Origin of the sequence: Paenibacillus xylaniclasticus (genome assembly GCF_004001065.1) — a bacterium.
Taxonomy (GTDB): Bacteria; Bacillota; Bacilli; order Paenibacillales; family Paenibacillaceae; genus Paenibacillus_T; species Paenibacillus_T xylaniclasticus.
Window position 1 is genome coordinate 240,726 of sequence record NZ_BIML01000003.1, and the last position, 13,369, is coordinate 254,094.

Consider the following 13,369-nt stretch of genomic DNA (forward strand, 5'->3'; position numbering starts at 1 on the left):
TTCACTCCTGTTATGTCTTCAATTTTGATTCTCAGCTTACATTATCGCATGAATCACCGTTCGTTGTCGCATAATATCGTTACGAATAGAGGCCAAATTATCGTACAAAGGGGCTTGCAACGTTTATGCGCTATACGATTACGATTGCGGCCACCCTCATCGGGCTGGCCCTATGCTTATTCAATGCGACGGGATACGATCCGCACAACTTCGTATTCTTCATGCTTAGCATCCCCGCCTGGATCGCCGATCTGCTGTTCGATATCCATAACGTCAGCGTTCTATCCATATACGTATGGACAGTGTTATCATGGGCTGCGCTTGGATTTATTGCGGATACGATCATTAACCGGCAGCGTGCGGCCAGACGCTCACGTTCGCGCTATTAACTTAACAAGGAAAAGGAGCCGACCGGCTCCTTTTCTCTTATTCCACAATAAGTACGGATTTCATGTCGGCATGTCCGGAACCGCACAGTACAGAGCAATGCAATTCATAAGTGCCGGGTTCGAATGTAACATCAGCTTGCGTAGTCTCCTGATTCAAATTCACGTTAGCCCCTTTGATCTCGACTCCGTGAATTCCACTCTTGTTCTGGAGAATAACGCGTACAGGCTCTCCTGCCTTCACATGATATTCCTTCTCGTTGAACTCATAGTTTGAAGCTTGGATCTTAAGAAGCTGCATTCCTTCAGGCAGTCCTTCCGATTCGTCCTTAGGCTTCTCCGGAAGACCAAACGTGAGCAAGTAGACGCTCAGTAAGGTCGCCGCCACGAATAAGACGAGCATCGTCCATTTGTGCATAACTCTGTGCTCCCCCTTGCATGCATTTGTCTACTCCTTATAATAACCAACTTCGTCCATTCTTCTCAACCTTAAACATCATTGTGAATAAACTTTTTTCTACGGAATGTGACAAAACTTTGAACGTTTCATTCTCGGAAATAAGATTTCATCAGCCGTTCCGATTCCGCCTTCACAAATCCCCACACCATCGAAAATTGGTGATGGTAGCCGCGGCATACATATTTGGCATGGAGGCCGTCCTTCTCTTGAAGCTCCTCGTAGATCTTAATGCCGGCATCGCGGAATTGCTTGCGAAGCGCAGCTAAGTCAAGCAGCACCCGATCCTGTACCGCTCGCAAAATCGATTCGTACAGCCGCGGCAGCTTCATGCCCGAACGGTTGACGACCCGTATATCGTGATCCAATATGCGCATGACGATGCCGAGCAGCATATACCGCTTTACCAGCTCGAGCTCCGCATCGCTCTGCACGGGTGGAAGCGCAGCCAGCTCTCTATTCCTAATCGCCATCGGCAAACCCTCCAAATGAGAACATTTGTTCTTATTATAACGATAATAGGCCCGCTTATGCAAGCGGACCGTCGCCTTTTGTCCAACAGTTTGTCCCATCTGGTTCGCCCCTCCCGTTACTTGCTGCCTTTATCTTTATCTTTAAGCACCTCGATAATCCGTCTTACTTTATCGGGCAGCGGCAATCCGATCCGTCCGTAGTTTTCGGTAATCGAGATGAGTTCATTCGCCAAGTAAAAATAGATTGCGGCTGACATTGTCGCGTCACCGATTTGAAGCAGCAGATCGATCTGATGAGCTAAAAGCACGATCAACAAGGACATCCCTTTGCGAGTTAATCCCCATGATCCAATATGGCTGTTCAATCCTTTCTTCTCTCTCAAAGCCGCCGCGACGCCAGTCACATAATCAATCGCCATCGCTATAAGCAGAACGGTAAGCGATTGCGGCCACACACCGAACGCGTACGTTGCGATCGTGCCCAGACAGGCAACAGCAGAATTAAACCAAGCAAGCTGCATATTCCTCCCTCCTTCATTAGTTATAAAGATCCGGTGTCTCCCTGCCGGCACAAACCGCACAGCATGGATAACCTACTCTATCTATATGCAGGCGCAGGAGAGGTTGTCCGATCCGTTCGCCTATTTTGCAAAAATTATAAATTTTCATATTCTGTATAAATAATCGCTCATCCTTAAGTAAATTTGTGTTACGATAAAAATAAGGGTTAGCGCCCGCCATTTTTCAACCATAATTTTGGAGGCGGTTTCATTGGCAGCAGAACAACAAGCGGCAGAAGGCTACTTCGGGCAATTCGGCGGAAGCTTCGTCCCACCCGAGCTGCAGGAAGTGCTAGACTACTTAGCGGAACAATTTAATACCTACAAAGACGATCCTACGTTTAACGAGGAACTGCAGTACTATATGCGCGAATATGTCGGCAGAGAGAATCCGCTTACTTACGCCAAGCATTTAACTGAGCAATGGGGCGGCGCGAAAGTATATTTGAAGCGGGAAGATTTGAATCATACCGGCTCTCATAAAATTAACAACGTAGTCGGTCAAATTTTGCTTGCGAAGCGGATGGGCGCCAAGCGTGTTATTGCCGAGACCGGTGCAGGACAGCACGGCGTCGCAACGGCTACGGCATGCGCGATGTTCGGCATGGAATGCGTTGTATATATGGGCGCTGAGGATACCCGCCGCCAAGCGCTGAACGTATTTAGAATGGAGTTGCTCGGCGCCAAGGTCGTGCCCGTCGAGAAAGGACAAGGCCGTCTCAAGGACGCCGTCGACGAAGCGTTGAGCGATCTGGTCGCGAACTACAAAACAACGTTCTACCTGCTCGGCTCCGCCGTCGGTCCGCATCCTTACCCAACAATGGTGAAGCATTTTCAAGCGATTATCAGCAAGGAGTCGAAGAGACAAATTCTTGACAAAGAAGGACGCCTCCCAGATGCGGTTATTGCCTGCACAGGCGGCGGCAGCAACGCGATCGGCTCGTTCGCTCATTATCTCGATGAGCCGACAGTCCGCCTGATCGGAGTAGAGCCGGATCAAGCCCCATCGCTAACGCAGGGCGTGCCGGCCATCCTTCACGGCTTCAAATGTCTCGTACTGCTCGATGAGCAGGGCAATCCGAAGCCGACGTATTCGATTGCCGCTGGCCTCGACTACCCGGGCATCGGACCGGAGCACAGCTACCTGAAAGAAAGCGGCCGCGCCGAATACGTGACGGTGACGAACGAAGAAGTGCTGGCAGCGTTCCAGGAGCTGTCGCGCACCGAAGGCATTATCCCAGCGCTGGAAAGCGCGCATGCCGTCGCCTACGCCAAGAAGCTCGCCCCTACGCTCAGCAAGGACAGCATCCTCATCGTCAACCTGTCCGGACGCGGCGACAAGGACGTCGAGCAAGTGTTCCATATGCTGAAGAAGTAATTCGTTATTGTTAGAGCGCCCCTACGTGAGGGGTGCTCTTCTTACATCACTTTTTGTGTCACACCAGTCGGTCCGGCGGCTTTCACGAAGCCAGCAACCTTGCAGTTACGGCACACTTTCGTGGCGTTACAACGGCGGCGGAGCCAGCAACCTTGCGGTTACGGCACACTTTCGTGGCGTTACAACGGCGGCGAAGCCAGCAACCTTGTGGGTACGGCACACTTTCATAACGTTACAGCGGCGGCAGTGCCAGCAACCTTGCAGTTACGGCACACTTTTATAACGTTACAACGGCGGCGGAGCCAGTCGGCGTTCTAAATAATCGTTCATGCCGGAAGATGCGTCTGAAGGCTATGGAGGTTTTGTGCCGAACCAAGCCGCCCACGCCCAGCATCGAAACAAAAAAAAGCGGTTGATCCAGCGCCTTAACGCCTTGATCAACCGCTAGTTATTCATTCAAGCTTAGCCTGCCGAGGCCGTTGCTTCGTTGAACGCCCGAAGCAGCGTATGGCGATTGGCTCTTACGCGATGCGCCTCGCGCAAGCTGCGCGCAAGCAGCCCTCTGTCAATGCCGAGCTCCTCCGGCGTTGACGGCGCGCCTGCCGTCTGCAGCAAGCGCTGCAGCTCTTCGGCTGGCGGAATTTCGGCAATCGCCTGCTCGAGACGATTGCGATCCGCTGCCAGCAGCTCCGCCTGCTCGCCTGCGATGCGGCGGTATTGGTCGGCAATAATCGCGCATGCGACGCCTACCTTTGCGCCATGCAGCAGTGCGCGACGACCAAGCCGCAAATATTCCATCTCCCAATAATGAGACAAATGATGCTCCGCACCGGAAGCCGGATGTGATTGTCCAAACAGCAGCATCGCTAGACCCGATTCGATCAGCGCTTCGGTCAGCACCCGAATGCCTTCCTGATCACGGCGTCCGATCGCCTCCGCGTGCTCAACGCATTTGTGCAGCGCCTGCTTCGTAATAGCCGCAACTGCATCTGCATAAGGCTCATTCGCAGCTGCGGCGCCATATGTCCAGTCGAACAAGGCCGTATACTTGCCGAGCATGTCGCCGAAGCCCGCTGCAACCATCGCACCCGGAGCAGCACATAGAACGTCCAGGTCAGCAAAAATCGCCTCCGGCGCAATCGCTGCGAACGTTCTCTTCTCACCGCGAATAATAAGCGGCGCACCCTTCGAGTTGAAGCCGTCCACAGACGGCGCCGTCGGCACTGAGATAAATGGAATGCCTGTCGTATACGCCGAATAACGGGCAATATCATGAATCGTTCCCGAGCCGACAGCAATAACCGCTTCCGCCCGCGTCTGACGAATATCCAGCATTAATTGAACGAGGGATGCTTCGTCGGCGATGACATCGCCTTGAGAATCCGGCTTAATCAGCGTCGTCTGCACGGAAATGCCTGCGTCCGCAATCCGTGGCCACAGCTGTATTCCCGCTGCCGCATGCGTATTGACGTCGGCAGCTATCAGTACACGCCGAAAGCCGCGGTCGAGCAAATATGGCGCCACCTGCCGGATCGCACCAGATTCAATTACGATCGGATCGATCATGATCGAAGCTAGCGCCGCATCTTGCAGCTCCGGCGCTGCAGCCTTCAAATTCTGATATACATTACTCATCCGTTCCCTCTCCTTTAAAATCCAACTATCCTGACCAGCTCCGCTATGGAGGACCATACCCAATCCGGTCTCGCCGTCCATGATTCGTCCGTCCCCTCAACTGTTGAACCACTCAGCACGAGCGCCGTCTTCATGCCAGAGCGCTTGCCCAAGCCGATATCTGATTCGATGCTGTCACCGATCATAAGGCAGCGGTCGGCCGGGAGCCCAAGCGCTGACAGCGCCGCTTCCGCCATGTATGCCGAGGGCTTACCGACGACGACCTCGACCTTCGCGCCGGTCGACGCCGTAATGGCACCAATCATACCTGCTACATCGATTTGATCGCCCTCCGCGCCGGGGAACGAACGATCCTCGTTCGTCGCGATAATACGAGCGCCGTGCCTTACCGCGCGGAACGCCTCATTAAGATCCCGATAAGTCAACGTTTCATGCAGCGTAATGACGAGCCAATCCGCAGCCTCGGGCCGCTCGGCATGCATAATGCCGCACGATGCAAGCTCTTCCCGCAGCCCGTCATCGCCCAGCGTCCACACTCGAGAGTCCGGCTCCCGGTCAAGCAAATAACGGGCCGTCACCGTAGACGACAGCACAATCTCTTCTTCTGCCGCCTCGATGCCATACCGGCTGAGCCTCGCTCGGCACATCGCTCTCGAAATATTGCCGCGGTTGCTTAGGAACACAAACCGTTTGCCAGCTTGGCGGAGTGTCGCTATCGCTTCCGGCGCCCCTTCGATAACGCGGTCTCCTCGAAATACCGTACCGTCCAAATCTATTACAAATCCGTCCAATGCCGCTGCAATCATCGATGGAACCACGCCTCCCGCGAAACGAGTGTGATCGCTTACGTTAGGCGATCCTTACTCTACTATTTTCCTTCTCTTAACGTTCGAATGTCAACGATTGTTTGCTTTTATTAGCGTTTGTATTCGTTATCCTTACGTCAGATATTTATTGATATTTGATCATCATAATTTTGTTGCTATATCATCGTTTGCCGTTATATCAATCCGTCGAATGACGATATTCGGCAGAACTATCCGCAATATGAATTTCAATCCCGCTTATTCGCCGCAAAAAGGCCGGATCGGCCCCATCATCGGTAATGATTGTATGCACTGCTCGCGTCTGCACGCTCGTCGCAATCGAACGGCGTCCGAGCTTCGTATGGTCAAGCAGCCCGACGATCCGCGTGGCATTGGCCGCCATCAGCTTCTTCAACTCTGCCTCATATAAGCTGAAATCGGTCATTCCCTCTTCGATCGTAAACCCTAGGGAAGAGGTAAAGAACAGGTCAGCATGAATTTCTTCCAGAATTGTCCGACCGAGCACCCCTTCTACTGATCCCGAACCAGGCCGCAGCACACCTCCGATCAGAATGACGTTAATACGCGGATTGCGGTTCAACGTTAACGCCGCCTCTACTCCATTCGTGACGACGGTCAAATAGTCACAATCGACAAGCGCCTTCGCCAGCTCCAGCACCGTCGAGCTTGCATCAAGCAATATGCACTGCCCTTGATGAACAAGCTCCGCCGCTTTGCGGCCAATTGCCTGCTTCAGCTCCGTATTCAGCTCCGTCCTATATGTTACGCGCAAATCCTGGAACGACGGCTTCTTCGACCGCACCGGCACCGCTCCGCCGTGCGTCCGTTCAAGCAGCCCTTCCTCCTCCATCTGACGCAAATCGGCTCGCAGCGTGCCTTCCGATACGTTTAATTGGCGGGCCAAGTCTTTCACGATTACTTGCTTATGCTGCTGCAGCAGCTGTAATATAAGTTCCCGGCGATGAGGGGCAAACATCGTAAATTCCTCCTAGAAGTTCGTCATACAGCAATCTATTATTGTCATTATATCGAATTTCGTCATTAAACAACAGGAAACAACAATTAGATTGCAGCAGCCCCTTATCCGATGACATTCCACGCCGCGATAGTAGCTCTCACCACCACCCCCTACTCCCCTACTAATTTAAATAAAAGGGCCATCCTTCACCATATGGCGATTAGGACGGCCCTGCTGTACCCCCTTACGGCGGTAACGAAGGTTATGAAGCTCTTAAGCTTGCAGCTTATTGAACGTATCGGTCAGAACCGGTACGATTTGTTTCTTACGGGATACAACGCCTTTCAGAACAGCTGTATTGTTCGAGAGCGTTACATTATATGCTTTCTCTACAACGTTAGCGGAGCGGCCGAGTGCCAGACCAACCGAATCGTTCGTCAGAATGTCCGTTACGACGAACAGGAACAGGTCGAGTCCTTTCTCCTCGATGATTGCGTTCAGCGCAGCTTCCAGCTCACCTTGACGGGACAGAATGTCGTTCGTGTCAACCGCATTCACTTGCGCGATTTCGACTTTCGCATTGCCCATCGAGAATTCTTTGGAATCGAGCGAAATTAGCTGGGCAATCGATTTGTCGCTCAGGTCTGCGCCAGCTTTCAGCATAGCCAGACCGTAGCTTTCCGCATCTACGCCTGCAATTGCCGCGAGCTCACGGGCTGCGTCAACATCCTCTTGCGTGCAAGTAGGCGATTTGAACAGCAGGGAGTCGGAGATGATAGCCGACAGCATCAGACCCGCGATTTCTTTGCGAATTTGGATGCCTTTTTCTTTAAAAATTTTATTCAGAATCGTCGCCGTGCAGCCAACTGGCTCAGCGCGATAATATAGCGGGTCAGCCGTTTCGAAATTCGCGATCCGGTGGTGGTCGATGACTTCGAGAACGCGTACATCTGCAATATCATTTGCGCTTTGCTGACGCTCGTTATGGTCGACGAGGATAACTTCCTTCGCTTCTGCAGCTACCGCTTCAACAAGACGCGGCGCTTCGATGCCGAAATGGCTGAGCGCATATTGCGTTTCGCCGTTCACTTCGCCGAGACGAACCGCTTCCGCATCAACGCCAAGCTGCTTCTTCAGCTCCGCATATGCGATAGCCGAGCAAATCGTATCCGTGTCCGGATTTTTATGTCCGAATACAAGAACTTTAGCCATGATTCACTTTCGCTCCTTCAATAACGATATTTAATTCCGACATTCTTCGCCTTAATAAATAAGGGAGAAATAGGCTCGTCCCTTATCATAGCACACTTATCGGAAAATTTTCACGTTGAAAATGTCCGAATTCCTTTACCAACCCGTTTGCGATTTTACAAATTCTGCACAAAGCATTGAAGCCGCTCCCATAGAGCGGCTTCTGTAAGACTGAGTTATCATGCTGCAAGCTCTATGCACTGGAATGCGGCTACCCTTTCACCAGCGCTTCGATCGCTGCTCTCGTCTCAGCGCTGAACTCACGGAAGAATGCGACCAGCTCGTCGTTACACAAGCCTGCGTTGTACAGCATCTGTATCATCACAAGCTCCGCATGGCCTTTATCGTTCGAGGTTGTAATATAGCCCGCGCCTTTCGCAGCGACAATGGCATCGTTCGCCCAAGCCGGAGGCGTCTGATTGCCGGACATGTTCACGCGCTTCTCAAGCGCCGCCACTCGTCTGATCAACGCTTCTAGCTGCTGCTTCTCCGCTTCCGTCATCGGCTGCCCCTCCTTATCGTCTGCCCCATCTTCATCCCTAGGCTTATTTTCATCACCGCGGTTCACCCCGTATGTCGCATTCAGCTCCTGTACCGTTCCTTTATATACGTTCAAATCGACCGGTCCGCTAATGCCGTCAACCGACCGGCTGCCGCTAGACCGTACACCGCCCTGCGAGCCGTCGCTGTACTGCCAGAACGTCCAGCTGCTCCAGCCCGCAATCTTCCCAGGAGGATCGTTCGCATATCGAGCAATCCACAGCTCGTAAGAAGCGAGAGAGTCGTCAAAATAGTTGTTGGCAAAATAAGGGTACGTATACACGATTGGCCGTACACCAATAAGCCGCTCCGCCTCCTGCAGGAAGGCATGAGCAATTTGAGTCACCTGTGACTTCTTCAGCCCTGCCGCAGCAGACTCATAGTCCATGACAGGCGGCAGCTGGAACGCGAAGGCGCCCCCCGCCTCCTCGATCGCTGCAGCGAAATTTTCCGCTTCCCGCTTCGCCTCTTGGACGCTCGCAGCGTCCACAAAATGATAAGCGCCAATAAGAATGCCCGCCTTCCTTGCGCCAGATGCATTCGTCTTAAACGTACGATCTCGATAACGCTGCCCTTGGCTCGCTTTCAAGAAAGCGAACGACACGCCGTCCGCCCTTACCCGGGACCAGTTAATGCTGCCTTGATAACGGGACACATCAATCCCCTGCGCTCTACCGGGGCTGCTTGGCTGCATACCGAAATGATCCGCCTCCTTCTCCATCGGATAAATGCAGTTCATTGTATGCTGCAGAAGCTGCTTTATGGAACTATTTTCGAAGCCGCCCTTTCGTTCAGAGGTAGTTATCATATAAAATAGGAGAGAGTTGCCTAAACGCATCAGATGAAATACTCGGAAGCTACATACAGAAAGGGACGTTCTCATGATCATTCAACCGAAATCACGCGGATTTATTTGCACGACAGCGCATCCGGAAGGCTGCGCAAGCCAAGTACAGCGTCAGATTGAATATGTCAAAAGCAAGCCGGCCATCAAAGGTCCGCGCAACGTGCTCGTCGTCGGCGCATCGACCGGCTACGGCCTCGCTTCCCGCATCGTAGCCGCATTTGGGTCCGGCGCCAACACGATCGGCGTATACTTCGATAAAGGAGCAGAAGGCTCTCGCACCGCAACGGCAGGCTGGTACAATTCCGCTGCATTCGAGAAAGCGGTGCAGGAGACAGGCAGCAAGTCGTTCAGCATCGTAGGCGACGCATTCTCCGACGAGATTAAGGCCAAGACGCTTGACCTGATTCGCACGGAGCTCGGCAAGATCGACCTCGTTGTCTACAGCGTCGCATCCCCGCGCCGCACGCATCCGAAGACGGGTGAAACGTTCGTATCGGTTATTAAACCGCTCGGCGAGACCTATTCCAACAAGACCGTCAACTTCCATAACGGCGAAGTCTCGACAGCGACGATTGAACCGGCGACAGAAGACGAGCTTCGTCAGACGATCGCCGTCATGGGCGGCGAAGACTGGGAAATGTGGATCGACGAGCTGCAGAAGGCCGGCTTGCTGGCGGAAGGTGCTACGACGGTTGCTTACTCCTACCTCGGACCAGAAATTACGCATGCCGTATACAAGGAAGGTACAATTGGCGCTGCGAAGGACGATCTCGAGGTAACATCGAATCGTCTGAACGAGAAGCTCGCTGCAATTGGCGGCCGCTCGTTTATCTCGGTCAACAAAGCGCTTGTAACGCAGTCGAGCTCTGCAATTCCTGTCGTGCCGCTGTACATCTCTGCCTTGTACAAAGTGATGAAGGAAAAAGGACTGCATGAGGGCTGCATCGAGCAAATGTACCGCTTGTTCAGCGAGCGGCTGTATAGCGCTGAGCCTGCAGCGCTCGATGAGAAAGGCCGCATCCGCATCGACGATTGGGAAATGCGCGAAGACGTGCAAGCGGAAGTCGCTCAGCTGTGGGCGGATTTGACGACCGAGAACGTGTATGAGAAGTCTGATCTGCTCGGCTACCGCAAAGAATTTTTCCAGCTGTTCGGCTTCGAGACGGATGGCATTGACTACGAGGCGGACACGAACCCGGCAGTCGACATTCCGAACCTTCGTTAATCGATTATTACATGCAACAAGCCTCCGAGAATATTCGGAGGCTTGTTTGCACTGTTATTCTTACTCTGCGTCGCTTACGCTTTTCTCTTCTGCCGGGTATAAATATCGATATACACAGCTAGGATGAGGATGCCGCCTTTAACGATATACTGCCAGAACGATTCGAGGTTCATCAGACTCATGCCATTATCGAGGCTCGCCATGACGAGTGCGCCGATAATCGCGCCCGCAATCGTGCCAGTACCGCCCATCAAGCTGGTGCCGCCGATGACGCAGGCTGCGATCGCGTCAAGCTCATAGTTCTGACCGGCACTCATCGTCGCCGCATTCAGCCTTGCCGTCAAGACAAGAGCAGCAATAGCGGCGAGTGTATTACAGAGGACGAAGACAAGCAAAATGCGGCGTTTAATGTTAATGCCCGATAGACGAGCCGCTTCCGAGTTGCCTCCGATCGCATAGACATGGCGTCCGAACGTCGTATTGCGCGAAATAAACGTAAAGATAAGCGCCAGCACAATGACCATAACGAATGGCACAGGAATGCCTTTATAGCTGTTCATCACATAAACGAAACCAATAATGAGTGCGCCCGTTACGCACAGACGAAGCAGGCTGACCGGAAGCGGCTCCACCTCAAACCCGAATTTGGCGCGTGCGTTCCGTTTGCGCAGGACAAGCAGCGCAGCTGCTGCAAGACCAATAATGCCGAATACCCAGCCGATCCCGTCTGCGATATACGATTGGCCGATTGATTTCAAGGACGGCGACAGCGGCGCAATCGTCACGCTGCCTGTCGTACCGAACAATGCACCGCGGAATATGAGCATTCCGCCTAGCGTGACGATGAAGGCCGGAACGGCTCGGTACGCGATAAACCAGCCTTGAATGAAGCCGATAGCGGCTCCGGCAGCAAGCGTTGCAATAATGACCGGTACGGTGCTCCAATCGTACCAGACGTTCAGCATCGCAGTGATCCCGCCTAGAAAGCCGACCAATGAGCCGACCGACAAGTCAATCTGTCCCGCGACAATGACAAGCACCATGCCAATAGCCAATATCGACGTTACAGACATTTGAAGAAACAGGTTGGATAAGTTCGTCGCGGACAAAAATCTTTCGTGTAGCAGCGAGAACAAAATCCAGATCGACATTAAAGCTCCGATCATCGTATATGCACGAGCATCGAATTTAAACCAGTTCGGGCGCTGCTTCAAGCCCGCATGCTCCGCTATTGTTTCATGCTTAACGCTCATGCTCGATTCCCTCCAGTGGCAGCTGCCATAATCCTCTCTTGCGTTGCTTCCTCAGCCGTGAACTGCCCCGTCTGCCGTCCCTCGGAAATAACCATAATCCGATGGCTCATCCCGAGCAGCTCCGGCATTTCCGACGAGATCATAATAATCGCGACGCCTTGACTGACCAGCTCGTTCATCAAATTATAAATCTCGAACTTCGCGCCAACGTCGATTCCTCGTGTCGGCTCATCGAGAATCAATATTTTCGGATTCGTCATCATCCATTTGCCAAGCACAACCTTCTGCTGATTGCCGCCGCTCAGCGTTCCCGTAATCGTCTCTACATTATTGGCCTTAATTCGTAGAGTACGCATATACTGGTTGCCGCTGGCCGCCTCTAAATTATGATTAATGATGCCTGCAGGCGAGATGCTCGCAAGACTTGCCATGCTAACGTTGCTCTTAATATCCATGCCGAGCACAAGCCCATATTTTTTCCGATCCTCAGACACGAGCGCCAACCCTTCGCGGATCGCAGCTCTCGTGCTGTTCAGTTTCACCTGCTTGCCGTCAATTTCGACCTTACCGTATGCTTTACCCGCATACGCGCCGAATAAGCTCATGACAAGCTCCGTTCGACCAGCGCCCATTAGTCCGGCAATTCCGAAAATTTCGCCTTTACGTACCTCGAATGAAATATTGTCAATGATTTTGCGTCCTGGACGATCCGGATTCATAACCGAATAATCGCTTACCTTCAACACGACATCGCCCGGCTTAGCCGGCATTCGTGGAAAACGCTCCTTCAGCTCACGACCAACCATGAGCGAGATGACCTTGTCCTCGGTCAGCTCTCCGATCGGATACGTTCCGATCGTCTGTCCATCACGCAACACGGTAACCGTATCGGCAATGGCGAACACTTCATTCAGCTTGTGTGAAATGTATATACATGTTACGCCGCGGCGTTTGAATTCCTGCAGGATGCCAAGCAAAATCTCAACCTCCTGCTCCGTTAACGCAGCAGTCGGTTCATCCAAAATAAGCAAATTCGCGTTCTTCGACAGCGCCTTAGCAATTTCGACCTGCTGCTGCTTGCCGATACCGAGCGTTCCGGTTAATTGCTCCGGGTTCACATCAGTCAAGCCGACTTCACGCAGCCACCGTTCACTCTCACGGAACACATATTCCCAGTTAATAACACCCCATCGAGCCGGCTCTTTGCCGAGGAACAAATTCTCACCGATAGACAAGTCCTTTACGAGCGCAAGCTCTTGATAGATGATCGCAACGCCTGCATGCTCTGCATCGCTAATCTGACGGAACTGCTTCTCTTCCCCATTGATTAAAATCTGCCCTTCATACGAGCCATAAGGGTGCAGACCGCTCAACACCTTCATCAACGTCGATTTGCCCGCACCGTTCTCGCCGCAGAGCGCATGTACCTCGCCCTTCTTGACCGTGAACGTCACATTGTCCAACGCGGTCACACCTGGAAACCGCTTCGTTATATTGCGCATCTCTAATGCGGCTGTCATCGGTCTATGCTCACCTCTGTTAAGACGGAAGAAGGAGATTAAGCGGGAATGATCATGCC

At 52.7% G+C, this 13,369-nt stretch carries 13 protein-coding genes; 3 read left to right on the top strand and 10 right to left on the bottom strand.

Features of this window, described 5'->3' with window-relative positions:
* The first annotated feature begins 125 nt into the window (after nucleotides 1-125).
* Entirely contained in the window at nucleotides 126-389 is a 264-nt protein-coding gene (locus PXY01_RS04765) for a hypothetical protein (protein ID WP_127567818.1), read from the top strand.
* Between the two features lie 37 nt (nucleotides 390-426).
* On the opposite strand, the gene PXY01_RS04770 is transcribed toward PXY01_RS04765, so the two are convergent.
* From PXY01_RS04770 to PXY01_RS04780, 3 genes are all read right to left on the bottom strand, one after another.
* Nucleotides 427-804, bottom strand: coding sequence for a cupredoxin domain-containing protein (locus PXY01_RS04770; RefSeq protein WP_127567820.1), 378 nt, complete (start codon nucleotides 802-804; stop codon nucleotides 427-429).
* A 128-nt stretch (nucleotides 805-932) separates the two neighbouring features.
* Nucleotides 933-1,316 carry a YhjD family protein gene (locus tag PXY01_RS04775; protein ID WP_127567822.1) on the bottom strand — a complete coding sequence of 128 codons (384 nt, stop codon included), beginning with the start codon at nucleotides 1,314-1,316 and terminating at the stop codon, nucleotides 933-935.
* A 116-nt stretch (nucleotides 1,317-1,432) separates the two neighbouring features.
* Complete coding sequence (locus tag PXY01_RS04780; protein ID WP_127567824.1) at nucleotides 1,433-1,837, bottom strand: phage holin family protein; 405 nt, start codon at nucleotides 1,835-1,837, stop codon at nucleotides 1,433-1,435.
* Between the two features lie 250 nt (nucleotides 1,838-2,087).
* Between PXY01_RS04780 and trpB the strand changes: the two genes are divergently transcribed.
* Nucleotides 2,088-3,254 (top strand): tryptophan synthase subunit beta, encoded by a 1,167-nt coding sequence (gene trpB / locus PXY01_RS04785; RefSeq protein WP_127567826.1) that lies wholly within the window; start codon nucleotides 2,088-2,090, stop codon nucleotides 3,252-3,254.
* Nucleotides 3,255-3,716: 462 nt separating this feature from the next.
* Here the strand turns inward: trpB and PXY01_RS04790 are convergent, their stop codons facing one another.
* The 5 genes from PXY01_RS04790 to PXY01_RS04810 all read right to left on the bottom strand — a co-directional run bounded on the left by PXY01_RS04790 (nucleotide 3,717) and on the right by PXY01_RS04810 (nucleotide 9,204).
* Nucleotides 3,717-4,889: a sn-glycerol-1-phosphate dehydrogenase gene (locus PXY01_RS04790; RefSeq protein ID WP_127567828.1), complete on the bottom strand. Its 1,173-nt coding sequence runs from the start codon at nucleotides 4,887-4,889 to the stop codon at nucleotides 3,717-3,719.
* Nucleotides 4,890-4,903: 14 nt separating this feature from the next.
* Nucleotides 4,904-5,695 carry an HAD-IIA family hydrolase gene (locus tag PXY01_RS04795; protein WP_127568078.1) on the bottom strand — a complete coding sequence of 264 codons (792 nt, stop codon included), beginning with the start codon at nucleotides 5,693-5,695 and terminating at the stop codon, nucleotides 4,904-4,906.
* Between the two features lie 199 nt (nucleotides 5,696-5,894).
* Nucleotides 5,895-6,692 (bottom strand): DeoR/GlpR family DNA-binding transcription regulator, encoded by a 798-nt coding sequence (locus tag PXY01_RS04800; RefSeq protein ID WP_127567830.1) that lies wholly within the window; start codon nucleotides 6,690-6,692, stop codon nucleotides 5,895-5,897.
* Nucleotides 6,693-6,947: 255 nt separating this feature from the next.
* A complete protein-coding gene (locus PXY01_RS04805) occupies nucleotides 6,948-7,886 on the bottom strand; it encodes a manganese-dependent inorganic pyrophosphatase (protein WP_127567832.1) in 939 nt (312 codons plus the stop codon).
* A gap of 250 nt (nucleotides 7,887-8,136) precedes the next feature.
* A complete protein-coding gene (locus tag PXY01_RS04810; protein WP_246027798.1) occupies nucleotides 8,137-9,204 on the bottom strand; it encodes a glycoside hydrolase family 25 protein in 1,068 nt (355 codons plus the stop codon).
* A 142-nt stretch (nucleotides 9,205-9,346) separates the two neighbouring features.
* On the opposite strand from PXY01_RS04810, the gene fabV reads away from it, so the two are divergent.
* A complete protein-coding gene (fabV, locus tag PXY01_RS04815) occupies nucleotides 9,347-10,537 on the top strand; it encodes an enoyl-ACP reductase FabV (protein WP_127567834.1) in 1,191 nt (396 codons plus the stop codon).
* A gap of 74 nt (nucleotides 10,538-10,611) precedes the next feature.
* Here the strand turns inward: fabV and PXY01_RS04820 are convergent, their stop codons facing one another.
* Entirely contained in the window at nucleotides 10,612-11,790 is a 1,179-nt protein-coding gene (locus PXY01_RS04820; RefSeq protein ID WP_127567836.1) for a sugar ABC transporter permease, read from the bottom strand.
* Entirely contained in the window at nucleotides 11,787-13,310 is a 1,524-nt protein-coding gene (locus PXY01_RS04825) for a xylose ABC transporter ATP-binding protein (RefSeq protein ID WP_127567838.1), read from the bottom strand. The genes PXY01_RS04820 and PXY01_RS04825 overlap by 4 nt, the downstream gene beginning before the upstream one ends.
* Between the last annotated feature and the right edge of the window lie 59 nt (nucleotides 13,311-13,369).